We start from the raw sequence: 19,192 nt of genomic DNA on the forward strand, positions 1-19,192 counted from the left end.
CCCCACCGCGCCGCCACCTGGGCGGCGCTGCCCCGCCTCGCCGGCCCCGGGCTGCTGCACCAGGCCCATGCACGGCTCACCGCCGCGATCACCGTCGCCGGCACCGCCGGGGCAGGTCTGGGAACGCTGCTCGTCGCGGCAGTCGGGCCCGCCCGGGCGATCCTCGCGAACGCGGCGTCCTTCTTCGTCTCCGCGTGGTGCGCGACCCGCATCCGTGTCCTGCCCGTCCCCACCGCGCGGGGAAAGAGGCCGCCGATGGTCGGCGAGATCCGCGACGGTATCCTCCACAGCGCCCGCCACCCTCTGCTGAACCCCCTGCTCCTGGCCTTGGCCGGTACGGGCTTCGGCACCGGACTGGCCAGCACGTACCTGGCGTACTACCTGCTCACCACGGCGCAAGTCGGCGCAACCGGCCTCGGCATGATCATGGCGGCGAGCAGCCTCGGGGGCCTTACCGGAGCACTGCTCGCCCCCCGCCTCGTCCACCACTACGGCCCGGGCGTCGTCCTCAGCATCGGACTGACGGTCTACGCCCTCACCCACGCTGCACCACTCATCGCCGGACCTGGGCTCGCATGGCTGATGGCCCTCGCCGCCGCCGGGTGCGTGCAGCACGCCGCGGCGTGCGCCGTGGGTACCACTCAGCGCTCCGTGCAGCAGTCCGTCAGCCCGCCCTATCTCGGGTCCCGGACCTTGCAGACCTCCTTCTGCGTCATCGCCGGCAGTGAGACCCTCGGCGCCCTCGCCGCCGGTCCCCTGGCCTCTCTCACCAGCGTGCTCACCACCATGCTGATCGGCCTCGTCCTGCTGGTCCTGGCGTCCTGGGTGCTGTGGCGCTCGCCCGTAGGCCGCTTGGCCGTCATGCCCACGCCCGTGAACGCGAGGACCGCCTGACCTCCCACGACGCTCGCGGTACCAGGCCGCGGCCGCCCGTGCTCGGCGAGAACGAGATCTGACCACCAACGGACACGACGAAAGGCTTCTCGGTGATGACCGAGCCGACCCCCGGGGCCCCGCGCCCGCCCGTGGCGGTGACCAACACGATCACGGGGGACTCCAGCCTGCACATGGCCGTTCAGGCCGGCACGATCGGCTCGGTCCACCTCCACCAGCCCCAGCATTCCCCGCCCGTGCCCCGCCAGGTGCGGCCGGTTGCCGCCTCGTGGACCGATCGCGAGCGGGAGCTGACCGGGATCACCGAGTGGATCGCAGCGCAGCCCGACTACGTCGTACCGGTCGTCCTCATCCACGGACCCATCGGTGTCGGCAAGACGTCCTTCGCGGAGCGGCTGGTCCACAGCCTGGCCAGCCGCTACCCCGGCGGCCAGCTCCACGCCGACCTCGGGAGCGCGGAAGGGCCGGCCCGCGTGAGCGATGTCCTTGGCCGCCTCTTGCGCGCCGTTCAGCCCGGTCCGCTGCCCGCCGGCGGCGAGGAGCTCGCCAGTTGGTGGAGGTCGGCGACCGCCGCCCGGTCGCCGGTCTGCCTGCTGCTGGACGGCGTCACCCACGCCGACCAGATCCGCGCCCTGACGCCCGGCGGTGCAGGTCACCTCGTGGTGGCCACCAGCCACCGTCCGCTCCCGGAGCTCTCCGCCGAGGGCGCCGCCCTCCTCGACCTCGGCCCGTTCGACCCCGGCGCCGCCCGCGCCTACCTGTCCCGCTGCCTGGGCCCTGACCGGCTCCACCAGGAGCCTGAGGCGGTCACCAGGCTCATCGCCCTCACTGCCGGCCTGCCCGCCGGCCTCGTCCTGAGCGTCACCCAGCTCCACCGCAACCCCACCCGCCCCCTGTCCGCCGTCGTCGGTGCCCTCGACGCCAGCCGGGCCCGAACCGCCGCCACCAGCCCTGGAGCCCTCGTGTCCGCCGCGCTCGACACCGCGTACTCCGACCTCGACCGCACCGCCGCCCGCCTCTACCGCAAGGCCGCGCTCCTGCCCGGCGACACGATCGACAGCCACCTCGCCGCCGCCATCACCGAGCGGACCCCCGCCGAAGCTGGTGCCGACCTCGCCGACCTCGCCGCCTCGGCTCTGCTCGTCCGGGACACCGACCACCCCGTCCGCGGACCCGTCTTCAGGTACCCGGGCCCCGCCCTGGTCCACGCCCGCGCTCACGCCGCCCGGGAGGAGACCGACGGCGCCGACACCGAGGCTCGAGTCCGCGCCGCCGACTGGTACCTCGCCACCGCGACCGCGGCCGAGCGGCTGCTGACCCCCAGCCACCGGCGCCTCGACCGCACTTACGTCTACGCCCCCCAGCACCCCGCGGAGTTCGCCGACCGGCGGGCAGCCCTCACCTGGCTCGACGCCCAGTCCGCCGACCTCATGGCCACCGTTCGCTCGGCGTACGCCGCCGGCCGGTACGGGACGGTGTGGCAGCTCGTCCACGCTATGTGGCCCTGGTGGCGCGCCGCCAGGGCGTACGACCTCTGGATCGAAGCACACCGCCTCGGGCTGGAAGCCGCCCACCTCTACAACAACGCGCTCGCCGAGCAAGAGATGCGCAACGCCCTCGGCGTAGGGCTGCGCGGCATCCACCGTTTCGACGAAGCGATCGAGTGCTTCACCGAGGTCCTCGCCGCGGCCCGCGCTCGGGAAGACGCCCGAGGCGAGGCGCAGGCGCTCCACGAACTCGGTGCGACCACCTACGAGGCCGGCCGCCCCGAAGAGTCCATCGGCTATCTGGAACAGGCCCGCACCCTGCGCGAGCGCCGAGAAGACCGCCGCGGCGTCGCCCTCACCGACATCCTCCTCGGCCAGGTCCACCTCAACCGCGGCAACACCACGGCGGCCATCGACGTCCTCGCCTCCGCCCGCGCCACCCTCACCGAGGTCGCCGACCCGCACGACGCGGCCCGCGCCCTCGCCTGGCTCGGCCGAGCACACTCCGTGGCCGGCCGCCACCAGGACGCCGAACAGGCGGGGCGGCAGGCACACGAAGAGTTCGTCGAGCACGGCTCCCGGCAGTGGACCGCACGCAGCCTCGAGATGCTCGGCCAGACCGCAGCCGCTGCCGGACGGGACCAGGACGCGGTCTCCCTCTTCACCCAGGCGCTGGAGCAGTACAGCGGCCTCAGCGCCGTGGACGCGGAACGCGTCCGCCGACAGCTGGAGGAGGCCCAGTGAGCAGCGAAACCGTGAACTGTGTCCGCCTCCTCGGACGTAGCAGGCGGCTACGCGGCTGTGCCGTCGGCGCGGATCGGGGCCGGAAGGGTACGCAGGCGCTCGGCCAGCTCGGTCGCCGAGGCGATCGTCGAGCTGTCCAGCAAATGCCCGAGGCGGGTCAGGCGGTTGCGGGCGGTCGCGCGGAGCCTCGGGGGAGGGATGAGGTCGAGAACGCCCAGCGCGCGGGTCGCCGCCTGATCCGGCGTGTCCCGGGCCTCGGCCAGCGCGAGAACGAGCGTGGCCGCGACCCACGCCGGGGTCTGGTCGGGGGCGGCGGCGATCGACTCGTGGGCGACCGCGGCTGCTCGATCGAAGCGTTCGAGGGTCAGGTACGCCTCGGCGACGTGGAGACGGTGCTCGGCGCGGTCGTAACCGAACCGGCCGGGAAGTTCTGCCACAGAGCGCATGATCTCGTCGCTCTCGCTGACCACGTCGTCGGCTTCCTCGGCCCGTTGCAGGGCGGCGAGGGTGGGCAGCAGCGCCCAGCCCAGGAGCTGCGCGCGGCGCAGGCCCTGGGGGGCGTGCTGGAGACCGTATTCGGCGTGGCGGCGGGCGTGGTCCCAGTCCCGGCGGGCGGTGGCGACCATGGCCAGTGCCCCGCTGGCCCAGGCGGTCAGCGCCGGTTCCTGGGTCGATTCGCCCAGGGCGCCCGCCAGGGTGAGGTGGGTCCGGGCTCCGGCCCGGTCGTCCAAGTGGTAGGAGAGGTTGCCGAGGAGGGCCGAGAGCCAGCCGACCTGCCGTCGAAGTCCGCGTTCGGTCTCGCGGTCGGCCGCTGCCGTCGCGGTGGAGAGCAGGTTGCGGGTCCCGCGGACCTCTTCGAGCAGGACAGCCGGCGGGTGTTTGCTGTAGTTGAGTGCGTAGTGCTCTACGGCCGCCTCGGCCAGGGCTACGAGTGCCGGGGAGCCGCCGGGTGCGTCCAGCACGGCCCACTGGACGGATTCTCGGATGGCGGGCAGCCCGCTGGCGGTCGTCATGGGGTTCCTCCGGGCGGTATTCGTCTCTTCGCGCTGGTGCTGACCGTAGTGGAGTTGCGGCGGGGTCGCGCAGGTGCTGCACCACAGGCAGCGTGTTTCCAGGCCGAGTTGTTCGGGTCGGGCCCCGTACGCCCGGGAGATCATCAGCCGGTACTCGTCCCCGGGCTCCTCCTGGCCGTGCTCGTACCGGCACAGCGTGGCCGGCGTCAGGCCCGGCGGGAGCAGGCCGTCAGCCAGGTAGACCGCAGCCACCTCCCGGATCGCCTGGGGTCGGGACCAGCCCAGTGCCAGTCGCCAGGCCTCCAGCGCAGTCAGCTCCGGCAGCATCGACCGGAGAGTGGTGACGATCCGCTCCAGGGCATGCCCTTCGCGCTGGCATCGAGCGCGGATCCGGGACGCCTCCCGCTGAATCTCCGCACGACGTTCTCGGGTCACTTTGCCCACGGTCCGCCCCCTCCGCGGCTCGGCCAAGCACCAGTGCCGTCCGGTCCGGGGTGATGCCGGGCGGACATTGCGCAAGCCCGTCAATGTTCCTACGGAACACCGTCAATGACGTCCAGTCAGGCGCGCGTCATCGTGGTGACGGCGTCAGCTGCACGCACTCATCCCGGCTCCCTCAATGTCAGCCGCTTCAGGCTGCACGTCACGAGTCCCAGGGGCACCTCTGGGGGACCTGGGCACCAGCCAGGAAGGACTTAGAGACATGACCAGTTCAACGCCGAAGAGCGCGGTACTCATCGCCTCCGGAGGCATGGACAGCGCGGTGACCGCATACGAACTGCGCGCCCGCGGGAGCGAGGTCTTCTTGCTGGCGTTCGACTACGGTCAGCGCCACCGCGTCGAGCTGGAGCACTTGGCGAAGGTCGCCGAGCGGCTCGAAGCGCCCTACGAGACGGTCGACCTCTCGGGCCTCGGCCGCCTGCTGAGCGGGTCGGCGCTGACGGACACCTCCGTCGACGTGCCCGACGGGCACTACAGCGACCAGAGCATGCGCAGCACGGTCGTGCCCAACCGCAACATGATCATGCTGTCCATCGCCGCGGGAGTCGCTGTCTCGCGCGGCGCCGACATCCTGGCCTTCGGCGCGCACGCCGGGGACCACCCCATCTACCCGGACTGCAGGCCGGCGTTCTTCGAGCAGCTCGGCAAGGCCATCCAGGCCGGCAACGAGGGCCATCTCGCCCCCGGGTTCCGACTGGAAGCCCCGTTCTTGCACCTGACGAAGGCCGACATCGCGCGACGCGGCCACGAGCTCGGCGTCCCGTTCGAGCTGACCTGGTCCTGCTACAAGGGCGGCACGGCCCAGTGCGGCACGTGCGGCACGTGCGTCGAGCGCAAGGAGGCCTTCGCCCTCGCCGGCGTCGCCGACCCCACCCGGTACGCCGACAGCTCGGGCAAGGAGGGCTCCCGGTGAGCGGGCAGTGGCGCATCGGCAAGCTCTTCCGCTTCGAGGCGACTCGGGTCCTGGACGGTCGGCACGACGGCCACTCCTTCACCGCCGAAGCGGTCCTCGCTGCCAAGACGCTGGACGACGTGGGCTTCGTCGTGGACTTCGGCCGCCTGGCACCCCTGAAGGCGCACATCGACACCGTCTTGGACCACCAGTTCCTCAACACCCAGGTCTCCGACGCCAGCGACCGCGGACTGGCCGCCTACCTGACCGCCTGGGCCCGTGAGCACCTGCCGCCCGACATCGCTACGGCTCTGGCGGAGGTCCGCATCCACGTCGGCCGACCTGTCCAGCCGGCCGACGAGTTCGCCGTCATGTTCGAGGCCACCCATCATCTCGTCGGTCTGCCCGATGGGCATCAGTGCGGCCGTCGCCACGGCCACTCCTACCTCGTGACCGTGAACACCGCGGGCGAGCCCGCCAAGGTCCCGCAGGTGCTGCGCCGGCACGTCGAAGACGTCCTGGACGGCGTGGTCCTCAACGAGGCCCTGCCGTTCAACCCGACCTCGGAACGTCTGTCCTCGCACCTCGCCGGCCTCTTCGACCGGCAGGAGAGCCGTCCGGTCGCCGTGCGGGTCTCCGAGACGGAGACCAGCTGGGCGGAGTACTGGAGGGAGGCAGCATGAAGGCACTCGAGATAGCCGGGACCCTGCCGGAGGGCCTCCTGCCCGTGCAGGAGATCTTCGGTCCGGTCCCCCAGGGAGAGGGCCCGTACACGGGCCGGTGCGCGTGCTTCATCCGCTTGGGCCGGTGCAACCTGCACTGCCCGCCGTGCGATTCGAAGCGGACGTGGGACACCACCCGCTACGACCTGGCGGTGACGTGCCCGCCGCGCGCCGCCGAGGAGATCGTCGAGACGGCCAAGGGCCACGGGGCCGGCTCGGGGATCACGGTGGTCTCCGGCGGCGAGCCGTTGCTGTGGCAGCGCACGGCGGCGTGGCAGCAGGTCCTCGCGGCGCTTCCCGGGGACGTCCACGTCGAGACCAACGGGACGATCTTCCCCAACGCGTTCACGGCGGAGCGTGTGGCCCACTTCAGCGTGTCGCCGAAGATCGGACGCATGGGCGCGGGCGACCCGGCCAAGCGCCGGATCCGCCCGGAGGTTCTCGGCGGCTTCGCCGAGCTGGCGCGGGCGGGGCGGGCGGCGTTCAAGTTCGTGGCGGCCGACACCGGCGAGGTCGAGGAAGCGGCCCAGCTCGTCCGCGAGAGCGGGATCCCGCACGACAAGGTGTGGATCATGCCGCTGGGCGAGGACGACGCCACGTGGACGGCTGCGGGCCGGGACATCGTCGAGCAGGTCATGGGCCACGGCTTCAATTTCACCGGGCGTCTGCACCTGACCCTGGGGGTCCGATGACCGCGCCCGCCACCGTCCGGCCGGGCATCGGCCGAGCGGCGCCGTCGACGAACGGCCTTGTGGTAATCGGCTGCTCCCGCCGCAAGCTCCCGGGTACCGACCCCGTCCCGGCGCTGGAGCTCTACCAGGGTTGGTGCTTCCCCCAGCTGCGCGAGCGCATCGCCGGCAGGCCCGAGTTCCGGGCCCGGACCCTTGTCCTGTCGGCCCGCCACGGCCTGATCGGAGCCGACGAACCGATCGCGCCCTATCACCAGGTCCTCACCCCGGAGCGAGCCCTGAGCCAGCGGGACCTCGTCAGCGCCGTGCTGGCCGAGCACCTGGAGCGGCACCCGGCCCAGGAGGCTCTGCTGCTTCTGGAGCCGCTGTACTTCCAGATGCTCGGGCTGCCGCCGCTCCCGGTCGTGCACCAGGTGAGCAACCCGACGGCCCACTGGACGCAGGCAGAGCGCGTGCTGGACGACTGGGGGTGGACGACGTGACCACCCCCGCAGCCGGCGCCCGCGTCTTCCAGGGCAAACGGATCTGGGCCATGGGCCGGGATGCCTTCCTCACCGCCGCGTCGCTCATCGCCACGCACGAGGAAGCATTCGCCCCCGAGCTCGTGATCGGGCTGGCCCGGGGCGGAGTTCCCCTCGCCCAGGAGACGGCACGCATCCTCGGCATCCCGGCCGTCGAGGTCCGAGCCCGGCACAACGTATCCGACCTGGTCGGCATCCAGGCGACCGGCGAGATCGAGGTCGACGAAGCGACCCTGCACGCCGCAGCCGCCGCCGTCCGCCGCGTCCTGGTCGTCGACGACATCTGTGGCTCCGGCGCCACCCTGCAGGCCGTCACCACCCTCCTCGCCGATGCCGGCGTCGAGGCCCGCACCGCTGTGCTGTGCCGCAACGACGGCGCCCGCTTCACCTCCCTGGACACCTGGGTGTGGCCGGTCGCCGACTGGGTCGCCTTCCCCTGGGAGGCCCCGCCCCCGCCCGACAGCACGCCCCTGCCGCTTCCCCGACACGTCCACACCGCCCAGGAGGCACAGTGACCCCGCACCGCGCGCCCCGCAGCATCGCCTTCGTCCTGTTCTCCTACGCCCCCGGCGAGCCCGCCGGCTACGAGCGCTCGGTCGGCGCGCTCGCCGAAGGGTGCCGCCAGCTCGGCATCAAGCCGCTGATCATCACCTCCGGGCCGGCCGAGCCCGGCGACGCCGACCACCCCGACATGGTCCGCCTGTCCTCCCTGACCCTGCCGCGCCCGATCATCAAGCCCGCCATCCTCGCCGGTCTGAAGGACCCCGAGCCGGTCCGCGCCGAACTCCACCAGCTCCTCACCGACCACCAGGCGGATGTCGTCGTCTGGGTCGACGCCCTGTACGGGCTGGGCTACCTGGACGCGGCGCCGCAGGGTGTGCCGACGGTCCTGCAGATCCACAAGGTCCGCGGCGACGACTACTTCGACAAGGCCATCGCCGCGGCCACGGCCGTGTGTCCGATCAGCCCGTTCATGGAGAGCGAGGCCCGCGAGCAGGGCTACGACACCTCCTCCTGGACGCTCGTGCCCAACGCCCTGTTCGCGCCCGCCAACCCGGCGCAGCCCGAGGAACGCGAGCGGCTGCGCGCGCAGGGGCCGGTGCGGATCGTGTCCCGGGCCGAGCCGTACAAGGGGCTTGCCGAACTGCTGGAGGCGCTGCCGGCCGACTGGACCCGCCCGGTCGAGCTCGTCCTGGCGGCCGCCGGGTTCGAGTACTGGCCCGGGATGCAGGACGAGGTGTTCGCGGCGGTGCACGCCGCCGCGGCCAAGCGCCCGGACGTGGTCACGGTCCTGGACGCGCTGCCCTGGCAGGAGGTCCAGCCGTTCTTCTCCGGTGCGTCGGCCACGATCATCGCCTCCTACGAACCGGAGACCTTCTGCAACGCGGCAGCCGAGGCCATGTCCACCGGCGCCCCCGTCGTCGGTATCGGCATCGGCAACCTGCCCCACCTCGTCGGTGATGGCGGCGTCATGGTGAGCGCCGAGCAGGGGGCCGCCGGGATCTGGCCGGCACTGGCCGAGCTGCTGGGCGACCCCGACCGGTACCACGAGACCTCCCGCAACGCCGTCCTGCGTACCGCCTTCCACTCGCCCACCGAGGTCGTCCGGCAGCTCCTCGACGCCGTCGGCACCCCCCTTCAGCCCTGACCGAGACATCACCCGTGCAGCCGCCCGGCAGGGCGGCCCCGTTCCGCTCCCACGGCAAGAGGAGAAGAGAAGGAAATGGTCTTCGGACTGACCCCCGGCGACAGCGTGCTCGTCGTCTCGCCGCACCTGGACGACGACGCCCTCGGCGCCGGCGGCACGATCGCCCGGCTCACTGCCGACGGCATCGACGTCCACGTCCTGGCGATCTGCTGCCACACCCACCCCGGCAGCGACCCCGCCATCCGCAAAGCGGAGTTCGACGAGGCGTGCACCGTCCTCGGCGTCACCTCACACCACACGGCCTGGATCGACACCGCCGCTGCTGCCAGCCCGGGCACGCACATGCGCGAACTGGTCCACCTCATCGAGGCCGGACCTCGCCTGAGCCTGCGCGAGCTGCGGCCGTCGGCCCTGCTCCTTCCGGCCGCCGGCTCCTTCCACCAGGACCACCAGGCCGTGCACACAGCCGGGATCGCCGCAGCCCGCCCCTCCCCTCACGCCCCCAGGCTCGTCCTGGGCTACGTCGGGCCCGAGGACGCCGCCTGGGCCCAGCACGGAGACGCTGCCCGACGGCCGCTGGCCGTGGACACCTCCGGGGTGTGGGAGACGAAGGCCAAGGCGCTCACCTGCTACGGCAGTCAGATGCGCGAAGCCCCGCACCCCCGCTCGCTGGCCACCATCCGCGCCCTGGACACCGCCGCCGGATCTTTCGTCGGCGCCGCGATGGCCGAGCTGCTGACCGTGTACCGGATGGTGGTCTGATGCCCGGCCGTGTCCTGGTCGTCCACCAGCCCGCGTACTGGCCCTGGTGCGGCTACTTCTCGCGGCTCCTCGACGTCGACGAGCTGATCCTCCTCGACCACGTCCAGTTCGCCGAGCGCGGCTGGCAGCACCGCAACAACATCGCCGACCGTGACGGCCGCTCCATCCGGCTGACGGTCCCGGTCCGCCGGGCCTTCGGACAGCCCCTGGCCGAGGTGAAGATCGCCGAAGCCGACCTCCACGAGCGGCACTGGCGCACGGTGAGCGAGACCTACCGGCGCGCCCCGCACTTCCAGCGCTACGCAGACCGGCTCCAGGAGCTCTACGCCCAGCCGTGGACGTATCTGGTCGACCTGAACGAGGCCGTCACCCGGCTGATTCTCGACGCGCTCGACCTGGACGTGCGGCTCGTACGCACCAGCAGCGCGCCGCCGTCCGGTGCCAAGACCGCCGCGCTCGCGGATCTGTGCCGCCGCCATAAGGCGGGCGTGCTGCGTGTGGGGACCGGAGCGACCGGCTACCTCGATGCCGGCCTGCTGAGCCGGGCCGGCATCGGGATCGAGGTCGCGACCTACGACCACGTCCCCTACGGGCGCACCCGAAACCGGGCGGCCCGTCTGTCGGTACTGGACCTGCTGATGCACGAGGGCCCCCGTGCCCGGACTGTCCTGGAGGCCGGTGCCCGCACGGCCTCCTTCACCCCCGAGCCGCGTGAGGTGCCCGCATGACCGCCGACCTGACCGCCGGCCCGGCGATGTCCTCCGCCGCCCCGGTCCTTGCCCCCGGGAGCATCAACCAGGGCCGGGTGGCGGACCTGTACCGGCAGCTGTTGAAGGAACTGGGCGAGGACCCCGACCGCGACGGTCTCAAGGACACCCCGGAGCGGGTGGCCCGCTGGTGGGTGGAATTCCTCGAATACGACCCGGGCCGCACCGACACGACCTTCGTGCATGAGGAGCTGCGCGCGGGCGGCCAGGAGCTCGTCCTGGTGTCCGGGATCGTCGTGCCCTCGCTGTGTGAGCACCACCTGCAGGGCATGGAGCTCACCATCACTGCCGGGTACCGGCCGCAGGGACAGGTCCTGGGCTTGTCCAAGATCGCCAGGATCGCCCAGGCGCACGGCCACCGGCTGCAGCTGCAGGAGCGCATCGTGAACGGCATCGCCGAAGACCTGATGCGGGTCAGCGGTTCCCCGGATGTCGCGGTGGCAGCCTCCGGCACCCACTCGTGCATGAGCGCCCGCGGGGTCCGCGAAACCGGCGCCGTGACGACGTCCACCAGCACCCACGGCGCGTTCACCTCCGCGGGCCCGCTGGCGAGCCTGTTCCTGAACCTGGCCGTGAAGGGGGCCCGATGACCGCCCGTCGGCCCAGGCGGGGTCCGGTGTGGGTGACGCTCGAAGGGGCGAACGGCGTCGGCAAGACCCACCTCGCCGCGCTGCTGCGACAGCAGATCGCAGGGTCGGTGGTCCTCGACGAGCTGCCCGACGCGGCTCCGAACCGGCTCCCCGGCCAGGTCATCGCCGCGCTCGCCGAGGACGGTGATCCGTTCCTTCGCACCGGGCACCCGCTGGCCGAGACCGTCGCGCTCCTTGCCCTCGCCGTCCGCCGCCGCGAGGAGGGGGCTCCTGATGCGACGGTCGTGATCGAAGACCGCGGGAGCGACAGCGTCGCCGTCTACCAGGCCCTCACCCTGGCCGAGTCCGACGGCTACGACCCCTACAGCCACGCGCAGCGCCTGCTGGCCATGGCCGACCGGTGGCGCCCGCGCAGCGACCTCACCGTGCTGCTCACCGCCGGCATAGAGACCCGCCGCGCCCAGTGGTCCGCGCGGCTGGGCCGGCCTCTGACCGACGACGAGGGCCACCGCGCGCACGCGGTGGCCCGGCTGTACGAGCAGATCGCCGCCGCGGACCCGGACCGGTACCTGGTTCTGGACCTGTCCGAGCAGACCGCCGCCCAGGCCCTTCTCGCCCTCGTGGGCGCTGTCCGAGCCGTCACCTCTCCGGCAGGAGTGCCGTCGTGAACCCGAACCGCCCCATCACCTTGCTGTGGTCACTGCGCAGCCTGTGCGACCTGGCCTGCCCCAGCTGCTACTTCGGCGACCCGCTCATCCACCAGATCAAACCGCCGACGAAGACCGGGCAGCTGTCGCACATCTCCCCCCACGACCTCAAGCGCCGCGAAGTCCTCGCCTTCGCCCGGACGCTGAAGGACTCCGCCGTCGGCCGGATCTTCGTCGCCGGCGGCGAGCCGCTGAACTGGCCCGGCATCCTCGACACCCTGAAGATCATCAAGGACGCGGGGATCGAGGTCATCGTCTGCACCAACGGCATCCCCCTGAACCGCCCGGTGCTCCTGCAGTCCCTCCTCGACCTCGGCATCGACGCGTTCTCGGTCTCCCTGGACTCCACCGAAGCGGAGTTCAACGACTGGATGCGGCCCGACCCCAAGGGCAAACACGGCTGGCAGGACGTCGTCGACGGCATCCGCGCCCTCATCGCCGCCCGCACGCAGAACGGCCCCCGGGTCGGTCTCTACACCGTGATCACCCGCCGGAACATCGAACAGGTGCCCGCGATGGGCCGCTTCGCCGCGGAGCTCGGCGCCGACTACTACGTGCCGCAGCCCATCGCGCTGGAGGACGACCACCCCCACCACGCCGAGCTGTCTCTGCGACCCGAGGACACCAGCGCGCTCACCGACGCCTTCGCCGAGTTGTACGCAGCGGACCTGTCCCTGACGCTGCCGGAAGGCGCCTACCCGGGTCAGGTCATCGCCGGTGTCCCCCGGACGACGTCCACGGCAGTGGGCTGCTTCGGCGGGCGCACGCTGCACTTCATCCAGCCCGACGGCGCGATCTGGGACTGCGTCTCCTCCCTGCGGATCGACGCCACCCCGGCCTCCGCCCACCGCACCATCCGCGGGCACAGCGCCGCCGACCTGTTCCCGACCCCCACGGGCTGCGCGAGTGACTGCCCGCTGGCCTCCTACGAGTGCGTCAACATGTGGCCGCTCATGGGCTTCGACCGCATCCTCACCCCGACCGCCCGGAGCTCAGCATGAACCACACCACGTCGACCGTCGCGGCGATGCGCGCCACCGCCCTGGGCCGCATGACCGAGCTCCTGGACCGCAGCCCCGACCCCGTGGGCGACGAGCACGCGCGCGCATTCGAGGCCGAGCTCGCGGACCGCTTCGGCACCGCGCACGCCGTCGCCCTCTCCAGCGGCACCGCGGCCCTGCATGCCGCCCTGGCCGCCTACGGCATCGGAGATGGCGACGAGGTCCTGGTGTCGGGCGCGTGCGTGGTGATGACCCTCGTCGCGATCCGGCTCACCGGCGCCATGCCGGTCCTGGTGGACTCCGCGAACGGCGAGCTGGACTTCGACGACCTGGCCGCCAAGACGAACCCGCGGACGAAGGCCGTTCTGCCCGTGCACCTGGCCGGCCGGTGCGCTGACCTGGCGCGGCTGACCGCCTACTGCGCCGACCGGGGGCTGCGGCTGATCGAGGACGCCTGCCAGGCCCAAGGCACCCGGTACGACGGCCGGTGGGCGGGGACCTTCGGGGACGCCGGCTGCTTCTCCGCCAAGGACGGCAAGCTGCTGTGGTCGGGTGAGGGCGGCTACATCCTCACCGACGACGGCGGGTTCGCCGCCCGGGCCCGCAGCTTCGCCACACACGGGTTCCTGCCCGCCCCCGGCCAGCCGGCCGGCAGCAGGCTCGGACACAACTACCGGATGCCCGAGCCGGTCGCGATCATCGCCCGCGGCAACCTTGCCCGGTTCGACGAGCTCCTCGCCTTGCGCCGCCGACAGACCCGGCACCTCCTCGACGCCGTCGCCCACGTTCCCGGCCTCACCCCGATCCAGCCGGACGCCCGGCTCGACTGGAACGGCTACGCGCCGCTGCTGCGCGTGGAGCTGGAGCGGCCTCGGGAGTTCTGCGCCCGCCTGGCCGAGCAGGGCGTGGCCAACTCCGTCGGCACCTACGGGCTGACGACCGCCGACCGGCTGCCGTCCTTGCAGAACCTGGGCCTGTCCGCGTGCCCGGCCGCGCGAGCCGACCTCGATACGACGCTGGCCGTCGTTGTCCACGAAGGACACACCGAGGCGCGCCTGGACGAGATGGCGCGGATCATCACCGAGGAGGCACGCCAGTGGCGTTGACCGATCCAGATCTGCTCGCCACGACGTTCGTGGGCATCGATTTCGAGACGCTCAACCCGGGCGGCCGCCGGCCCGAGCCGATCGAGATCGCCGCCGTCGCAGGGAAGCTGACCGCGGAAGGCTCCTGGCAGGAGGACGGGCGGTTCGAGCGGTTCATCCGGCCGCCGGTCGACGTGTCCTTCACGTCCTTCGACACGGCGCAGACCGGCATCACCGCTGCCATGATCCAGCAGGCCGATGGCGCCGCTGTGACCCTGGCCGCGCTGGAGGAACTGTTCGCCCACCCCCCGTACGTCCTCTTCGCGCACAACGCGCCCTACGAGGCCGGGCTGATCTACGACCAGGAGGCCGCCTGCCCCGTACTGGCACGTCTGCCGATGCTCGACACCGTGCGGCTGGCCCGCACCGTCTACCCGGACCTGCCCCGCCACCGGCTCGACGACGTGCTCAGCCACCTCGGCATGCCGCCGCCCGTCGGACGGCACCGCGCCATGCCCGACGTGCTGGCCACCTGCGCCGTGTTCGCACGGATGGTCACCGACGGGGCGCGGGCGGGCCGCTGGTCCACGCTCACTGATCTGCACCGCGTGGCCGGGATCGAGCCGAAGGCCCTTCGCGACGACGCCCGGGCCGCCGCCCCCCAGCAGGACTCCCTGTTCTGACCGAAAGGAGACCACCTCGTGCATCCCCAACCCGCGGGCGGCGAGGACCCGGATCGCCGGGGTGTGCTGGTGTCGTTCGAGGGCATCAGCGGCACCGGCAAGAGCCACCTCACCCGCCTGGTCGCACCTCGTCTCGACGCGCCGCTGCTGGTCGAGGAGTTCTCTTCCCGCCGCACGCGCGCCGACCTCGGCAGCCGCATCATCTCCGCGCTCGCCGCGGCCGCCGACGGAGACCGGTTCCTTCGCGGCGGCTTCCCGGCCAGCGAAACGCTGCTGCTTTTGGCCGTCCAGCTGCGCACCTGGGAGACCATCCGGGCCCCGCTGCACACCGGCCGTACCGTCCTCGAAGGACGCAGCCTGCACTCGGTCGCCGTCTACCAGGCCGCCGCCCTCCATCCCCGCGACGACACCGCGGCCCTCGAGCAGGCCCGGGCCCTGATGCGGGAAGCGACCGCGTGGCGGCCGGCCCCCGACATCACGATCCTGCTCACCGACCACGTCGGCACGGCTCTCGGCCGTGCCGAGCAGCGCGACGGCCGCCCCATCAGCGCCGCCGAGCGCGCCGTCCATGAACGCTGCGCCCGCCTCTTCACGGAACTGGCCGCCGACGACCCCCGCGTACGGCACCTTGACCGCGCCGCCCAGCCCGACCCGCAGGCGGCAGCCGACCTCATCACCACCTGGGTCACCACCGCCCACCCGCAGCCCTGGCCCTCCCCCGCTCTCGAAGGAGTCCCGGCATGACCCGCCGACCGATCCGCTTCGCCCTCGGCTACGACGACGTCCTCCTGGTCCCGCAGCGCACCGCGGTGACCAGCCGGAAGAACACCGACCTGTCCACCACCCTGGCGCCCGGCCTGGACCTGGCCATCCCGCTGCTCTCCGCCAACACCCCCTGGTGCACGGAGGGCCCCATGGCCGCGGCGATGGCCCTGGCCGGCGGCCTCGGCGTCCTGCACCGCGCCTGCACCCCCGCCCAGCAGACCGCCCAGCTGGAGATGGTGAAGAACACCACCGTCCCGGCGACGGCGAGTACGGCCAGCGTCGACGGGGACGGACGGCTGCGGGCGGCGGCCGCGGTCGGCGTCACCGGCGACTGGAAGGAGCGGGCCGCGATGCTCGTCGACCACGGGGTCGACGCGCTCGTCGTGGACGTCGCCCACGGGCACGCCGACTACGTCCTGACCGTGGTGTCCGCGCTGAAGAAGCAGCACCCGAACGTGGTGGTCATCGGCGGGAACGTGGCCACTGCGGCCGGTACCCGCGACCTGATCGAGGCAGGCGCCGACGTCGTCAAGGTGGGGATCGGGCCCGGCGGCATCTGCACCACCCGCCTGGTCGCCGGAGCCGGCGTGCCGCAGCTGACCGCCGTGATGGACTGCGCGGACGCGGCCGCCGAGTACGGAGTGCGCGTCATCGCCGACGGCGGGATCAAGAACTCCGGCGACCTCGTCAAGGCCCTCGCGGCCGGGGCGACGACCGCGATGCTCGGCAGCGCCCTGGCCGGCGCCGACGAGAGCCCCGCCCGCCTGGTCGAGGACGGCGGACACCGCTTCAAGGTCTCCACCGGGTTCGTGACCCACGGAATGCAGCTCAGCCTGAAGAAGGCCCGCGGCGAGACGGTCACCCAGGCCGAGCTCGACGACTACCTGCCCGAGGGCGTCGAGGGCACACACGAGGCCACCGGCACCCTTGAGCGCACCCTGCACCCGTTCCTGGCCGGATTGCGCTCGGGCCTGACCTACTCCGGTGCCGCCAACCTCGAACAGCTGCGACAGCGAGCGGAGTTCGTCCAGATCAGCGCGGCGGGCGTCGCCGAGAGCCGCCCGCACGCGCTGGGGCGTAGCCGGCAGCTCCCGCTCGACTACCGCGCCGAGCCCGCCCGGTGAGCCGCGCCTCGGAGCTCAACCGGGTGCGGGCCGGCTGTCAGCGCGCGGCGGCTTCGGCAACGCGCCCGAACAGGTCCTTGGCCTGGACCCGCAGGTCCTCGGCGATATCGGGTTGCTCGGCGATCTCGGCCTCGGTGAACCAGCGCACCTCGTGCACCGGCTCCGACACCGGTCCCGCGCCCTCGGCGACGGCCAGGAAGAGGTGGTCGATGTGGATGTGCGGCTGCCGCGTGTGGTTGTCGGGGCTCACCGTCAGCTCCTGGACCCACCACGGTGCGGGCACCAGCGGATGCGGCGCCCCGGCGGGCAACTCGCTCGACGGGCCGGCCACCAACCGGGTCTTCCAGCCGGTCTCCTCGCTGTTCTCCCGCAGCGCCGCCTCGGCGGCGTTCTCCCAGTTCTCGACGTGCCCGCCGGAGAGCATCCAGCACTCCAGGCGCGGGTGCCAGATCAGCCCGAGCCGCCACCCGTCGTCCATCAGCCGGAAGACGAACGAGCTGGCCGTGGACTCCTTGACCTTCTTGTCGCTCATGCGCGGGGACAGTCCCATCACTCGATCCCGTGAGGCCGCCCGGGCGGCCCTTCATCCGGCCATCGAGCCTTCCACACCCGCCCCCACACCAAGGCGCATTCACGCCACATTCCCCCGCCCGCGCCGCCGCACCGCCCGCGGCACGAAGCACGGAGGCCTCTGACGATGGACACCCTGTGGCGCGATCTCGTCGTCCAGGACTACGAGATCTCCCGGCCCGACAGCACCCTTCTGGAGTTCGACCTCTACACCACCTCGCTGATGTCCTGGCCTGCCACCTGGATGAACGACCCCACACCCTTCGGCGTGCTGCGCCGCCCCGGCATCGTCGACATCGACCGCTCCGTCCACGACCACCTGGTGAGCCGCCTGGCCGACCATCTCGCCGATCCCACCCGGGCACAGACCTTCGTCACCCGGGCGGTCGGCCACCGCGAGCGGACGGCCGCGGCGCTCGCTCGCGCCGAGAAGGCCCTCGCCGACGGCTCCGTGTCGACGGCCGGCACGGCGCTGGCGGAGGCGACCGCCGCGTTCTTACCGGTGATGTCGACGCACATCGTGAACTGGCTGCTCCCCGAGGCCCAGTGGGAGGCCTACTTCACCCTCCTGTTCGGCGACCAGGAGCGGGCCCGGGCGTGCCTGCTGGCCCTGTCCACACCAGCGCAGACCGGGCATCTGCTCGCCGCGCACCAAGAAGTCGTCCAGGCCGCCCTGTCCGTCCGGGACGGAGCCGAACTGGCGACCACGGCCGCTGATCTTGCCGCCCGCATCGGCACGCTCTACGGCGAAGGAACGCCGGCCGCACGCGCCATGCCGTACGAGGACCCCCAACAGGCGGCCGCCCTCGTGCAGGCTCTCGCCGAGAGTTCGGACCCCGAAGCCGAGTTCAGGCAGATCACCTCCGCCCGGGCGCGCACCACCGCGCTGCGCGAGGCCTGGGAGGCCGCGGTACTGCTCGCCGCCGCCGGCGACCGGGACGCCGTCGCCCGTGTACGGGCCATCGTGACAATCCTGGCCTGGGCCTGCGACAGCGAGGAGCGCCGCAAGGTCCTGCGCCACTCCTTCCTCTCCGCCGTCCGCCGCTGGTGCCAGGTACAGGACCGGGACCCGGCCACGCTGACCACCACCGACCTCCTGACTGCCGGAGCCGCCGCGTGAGCGCCCTGATCCCTCTCACGGGGTGTACCCCGTCACGTGCCGGTGCCAAGGCCGCCGCCCTCGCCCGGCTTCAGCACGCCGGTCTGCCGGTGCCGGACAGTGTCGTCGTCCCCACCGGCGTCACGGACGGCGCTCTGGCCGGGGCTGTGGGGCAGGTTCTGTCCTGGGCCGAGCGGCGCGCCCACTTCGGGCTGATTGCACGCTCCTCCGCGCCCGGCGAGGACGGCGCCACCGCGTCCTTCGCGGGCCTGTACTCCTCGGTCATCACCCCGTGCACCACGCCCCAGGTCCTCGCGGCACTGCGCGAGGTCCGTGCCTCCGCGAGCACACCGGTCGTCACCCAGTACGCCGCCGCGCGCGGGCTGACCCCCGACGGCGAACTCGCCGTGCTCATCCAGCCCGTCCTACGCCCCGCCCTCGCCGGCGTTCTGGCCGCCGTCGTGCACGACGGGTTGTGCGTCAGCTGGCGGATCGAGGCGGTACGCGGCCTTGCCGAGCAACTGGTCAACGGGACGCAGACCGGGGAGATCCACATCGGCCGCGGACCGGTCACCGACTCCGTTGCCTGCTCTTCTCAGGCGTTCCTCCACCTGCCCGGCACGCAGGAGGAGTTCGACCTGCCGCCCGGGGAATGGATCACCGCGCCGAACGCCGGGCGCGGTCCGGCCCGCGCAAAGGTCGCCGGCTCCGCCGCCGGCGTACTCCAGCTGCGAACTCCCCGCGAGTGGGTGAAGGAGCCGGTTCTCTTCCCGGGCCAGAGGGAGGAACTGCTCAGTCTTGCCGCAGGCGCGGCCCAGGCGCTGGGGCTGGAGCAGATCGACATCGAGTGGGCCATCACCGCCCAAGGGCCGATGGTTCTCCAAGCTCGCCCGCTGACCCGGCCGATCAGTGCCGCGGCCGCGCCCCA

The 19,192-nt window shown here is 72.5% G+C and carries 21 protein-coding genes; 19 read left to right on the forward strand and 2 right to left on the reverse strand.

Features of this window, described 5'->3' with window-relative positions:
- Both ABT093_RS38545 and ABT093_RS38550 read left to right on the forward strand, forming a co-directional pair.
- Positions 1 to 894 (forward strand): MFS transporter (locus ABT093_RS38545; RefSeq protein ID WP_350572150.1); only part of this gene is annotated, 894 nt, incomplete at its 5' end.
- A 95-nt stretch (positions 895 to 989) separates the two neighbouring features.
- Entirely contained in the window at positions 990 to 3,125 is a 2,136-nt protein-coding gene (locus ABT093_RS38550) for a tetratricopeptide repeat protein (protein ID WP_350572151.1), read from the forward strand.
- 47 nt (positions 3,126 to 3,172) lie between these two features.
- Here the strand turns inward: ABT093_RS38550 and ABT093_RS38555 are convergent, their stop codons facing one another.
- A complete protein-coding gene (locus ABT093_RS38555) occupies positions 3,173 to 4,465 on the reverse strand; it encodes an NsdA family TPR-like regulatory protein (protein ID WP_350572152.1) in 1,293 nt (430 codons plus the stop codon).
- 376 nt (positions 4,466 to 4,841) lie between these two features.
- On the opposite strand from ABT093_RS38555, the gene queC reads away from it, so the two are divergent.
- From queC to guaB, 15 genes are all read left to right on the forward strand, one after another.
- Positions 4,842 to 5,552, forward strand: coding sequence for a 7-cyano-7-deazaguanine synthase QueC (gene queC, locus ABT093_RS38560; RefSeq protein ID WP_350572153.1), 711 nt, complete (start codon positions 4,842 to 4,844; stop codon positions 5,550 to 5,552).
- Positions 5,549 to 6,214 (forward strand): 6-pyruvoyl trahydropterin synthase family protein, encoded by a 666-nt coding sequence (locus ABT093_RS38565; RefSeq protein ID WP_350572154.1) that lies wholly within the window; start codon positions 5,549 to 5,551, stop codon positions 6,212 to 6,214. Before queC ends, ABT093_RS38565 begins: the two co-directional genes overlap by 4 nt.
- On the forward strand, positions 6,211 to 6,945 hold the full coding sequence (locus ABT093_RS38570) for a 7-carboxy-7-deazaguanine synthase QueE (protein WP_350572155.1): 735 nt from the start codon (positions 6,211 to 6,213) through the stop codon (positions 6,943 to 6,945). The genes ABT093_RS38565 and ABT093_RS38570 overlap by 4 nt, the downstream gene beginning before the upstream one ends.
- A complete protein-coding gene (locus ABT093_RS38575) occupies positions 6,942 to 7,424 on the forward strand; it encodes a DUF6884 domain-containing protein (protein ID WP_350572156.1) in 483 nt (160 codons plus the stop codon). Before ABT093_RS38570 ends, ABT093_RS38575 begins: the two co-directional genes overlap by 4 nt.
- Complete coding sequence (locus ABT093_RS38580; RefSeq protein ID WP_350572157.1) at positions 7,421 to 7,978, forward strand: phosphoribosyltransferase; 558 nt, start codon at positions 7,421 to 7,423, stop codon at positions 7,976 to 7,978. Before ABT093_RS38575 ends, ABT093_RS38580 begins: the two co-directional genes overlap by 4 nt.
- Positions 7,975 to 9,111: a glycosyltransferase family 4 protein gene (locus tag ABT093_RS38585; RefSeq protein WP_350572158.1), complete on the forward strand. Its 1,137-nt coding sequence runs from the start codon at positions 7,975 to 7,977 to the stop codon at positions 9,109 to 9,111. Before ABT093_RS38580 ends, ABT093_RS38585 begins: the two co-directional genes overlap by 4 nt.
- A 75-nt stretch (positions 9,112 to 9,186) precedes the next feature.
- Positions 9,187 to 9,873: a PIG-L deacetylase family protein gene (locus tag ABT093_RS38590; RefSeq protein ID WP_350572159.1), complete on the forward strand. Its 687-nt coding sequence runs from the start codon at positions 9,187 to 9,189 to the stop codon at positions 9,871 to 9,873.
- Positions 9,873 to 10,601 carry a WbqC family protein gene (locus ABT093_RS38595; RefSeq protein ID WP_350572160.1) on the forward strand — a complete coding sequence of 243 codons (729 nt, stop codon included), beginning with the start codon at positions 9,873 to 9,875 and terminating at the stop codon, positions 10,599 to 10,601. The genes ABT093_RS38590 and ABT093_RS38595 overlap by 1 nt, the downstream gene beginning before the upstream one ends.
- Positions 10,598 to 11,230, forward strand: coding sequence for a GTP cyclohydrolase I (gene folE, locus ABT093_RS38600; RefSeq protein WP_350572161.1), 633 nt, complete (start codon positions 10,598 to 10,600; stop codon positions 11,228 to 11,230). The genes ABT093_RS38595 and folE overlap by 4 nt, the downstream gene beginning before the upstream one ends.
- Positions 11,231 to 11,262: 32 nt before the next feature.
- Complete coding sequence (locus ABT093_RS38605; RefSeq protein ID WP_350572162.1) at positions 11,263 to 11,898, forward strand: nucleoside/nucleotide kinase family protein; 636 nt, start codon at positions 11,263 to 11,265, stop codon at positions 11,896 to 11,898.
- Positions 11,895 to 12,938: a radical SAM protein gene (locus ABT093_RS38610; RefSeq protein ID WP_350572163.1), complete on the forward strand. Its 1,044-nt coding sequence runs from the start codon at positions 11,895 to 11,897 to the stop codon at positions 12,936 to 12,938. The genes ABT093_RS38605 and ABT093_RS38610 overlap by 4 nt, the downstream gene beginning before the upstream one ends.
- A complete protein-coding gene (locus ABT093_RS38615) occupies positions 12,935 to 14,044 on the forward strand; it encodes a DegT/DnrJ/EryC1/StrS family aminotransferase (RefSeq protein ID WP_350572164.1) in 1,110 nt (369 codons plus the stop codon). The genes ABT093_RS38610 and ABT093_RS38615 overlap by 4 nt, the downstream gene beginning before the upstream one ends.
- On the forward strand, positions 14,041 to 14,706 hold the full coding sequence (locus tag ABT093_RS38620; RefSeq protein WP_350572165.1) for a 3'-5' exonuclease: 666 nt from the start codon (positions 14,041 to 14,043) through the stop codon (positions 14,704 to 14,706). Before ABT093_RS38615 ends, ABT093_RS38620 begins: the two co-directional genes overlap by 4 nt.
- Positions 14,707 to 14,724: 18 nt before the next feature.
- Complete coding sequence (locus ABT093_RS38625) at positions 14,725 to 15,450, forward strand: dTMP kinase (protein WP_350572166.1); 726 nt, start codon at positions 14,725 to 14,727, stop codon at positions 15,448 to 15,450.
- A complete protein-coding gene (gene guaB / locus ABT093_RS38630) occupies positions 15,447 to 16,595 on the forward strand; it encodes an IMP dehydrogenase (RefSeq protein WP_350572167.1) in 1,149 nt (382 codons plus the stop codon). Before ABT093_RS38625 ends, guaB begins: the two co-directional genes overlap by 4 nt.
- Before the next feature lie 37 nt (positions 16,596 to 16,632).
- On the opposite strand, the gene ABT093_RS38635 is transcribed toward guaB, so the two are convergent.
- A complete protein-coding gene (locus ABT093_RS38635) occupies positions 16,633 to 17,127 on the reverse strand; it encodes an NUDIX hydrolase (RefSeq protein ID WP_350572168.1) in 495 nt (164 codons plus the stop codon).
- 165 nt (positions 17,128 to 17,292) lie between these two features.
- Between ABT093_RS38635 and ABT093_RS38640 the strand changes: the two genes are divergently transcribed.
- Both ABT093_RS38640 and ABT093_RS38645 read left to right on the forward strand, forming a co-directional pair.
- Complete coding sequence (locus tag ABT093_RS38640) at positions 17,293 to 18,285, forward strand: hypothetical protein (RefSeq protein WP_350572169.1); 993 nt, start codon at positions 17,293 to 17,295, stop codon at positions 18,283 to 18,285.
- Positions 18,282 to 19,192: PEP/pyruvate-binding domain-containing protein (locus ABT093_RS38645; RefSeq protein ID WP_350572170.1), on the forward strand; the 911-nt coding region annotated here is incomplete at its 3' end. The genes ABT093_RS38640 and ABT093_RS38645, both read left to right, overlap by 4 nt.

This window comes from Kitasatospora sp. NPDC002551, assembly GCF_040296005.1.
Lineage (GTDB): Bacteria > Actinomycetota > Actinomycetes > Streptomycetales > Streptomycetaceae > Kitasatospora.

What these genes read in the sequence shown, in the direction of transcription:
- ABT093_RS38555 (WP_350572152.1), bottom strand. Translation starts at nt 4,465, where the DNA reads ATGCTGCCGGAGCTGACTGCGCTGGAGGCCTGGCGACTGGCACTGGGC.
- ABT093_RS38590 (WP_350572159.1), top strand. Translation starts at nt 9,187, where the DNA reads ATGGTCTTCGGACTGACCCCCGGCGACAGCGTGCTCGTCGTCTCGCCG.
- ABT093_RS38640 (WP_350572169.1), top strand. Translation starts at nt 17,293, where the DNA reads ATGGACACCCTGTGGCGCGATCTCGTCGTCCAGGACTACGAGATCTCC.
- ABT093_RS38595 (WP_350572160.1), top strand. Translation starts at nt 9,873, where the DNA reads ATGCCCGGCCGTGTCCTGGTCGTCCACCAGCCCGCGTACTGGCCCTGG.
- ABT093_RS38570 (WP_350572155.1), top strand. Translation starts at nt 6,211, where the DNA reads ATGAAGGCACTCGAGATAGCCGGGACCCTGCCGGAGGGCCTCCTGCCC.
- ABT093_RS38635 (WP_350572168.1), bottom strand. Translation starts at nt 17,127, where the DNA reads ATGAGCGACAAGAAGGTCAAGGAGTCCACGGCCAGCTCGTTCGTCTTC.
- ABT093_RS38615 (WP_350572164.1), top strand. Translation starts at nt 12,935, where the DNA reads ATGAACCACACCACGTCGACCGTCGCGGCGATGCGCGCCACCGCCCTG.
- queC (WP_350572153.1), top strand. Translation starts at nt 4,842, where the DNA reads ATGACCAGTTCAACGCCGAAGAGCGCGGTACTCATCGCCTCCGGAGGC.
- ABT093_RS38550 (WP_350572151.1), top strand. Translation starts at nt 990, where the DNA reads ATGACCGAGCCGACCCCCGGGGCCCCGCGCCCGCCCGTGGCGGTGACC.
- ABT093_RS38575 (WP_350572156.1), top strand. Translation starts at nt 6,942, where the DNA reads ATGACCGCGCCCGCCACCGTCCGGCCGGGCATCGGCCGAGCGGCGCCG.
- folE (WP_350572161.1), top strand. Translation starts at nt 10,598, where the DNA reads ATGACCGCCGACCTGACCGCCGGCCCGGCGATGTCCTCCGCCGCCCCG.
- guaB (WP_350572167.1), top strand. Translation starts at nt 15,447, where the DNA reads ATGACCCGCCGACCGATCCGCTTCGCCCTCGGCTACGACGACGTCCTC.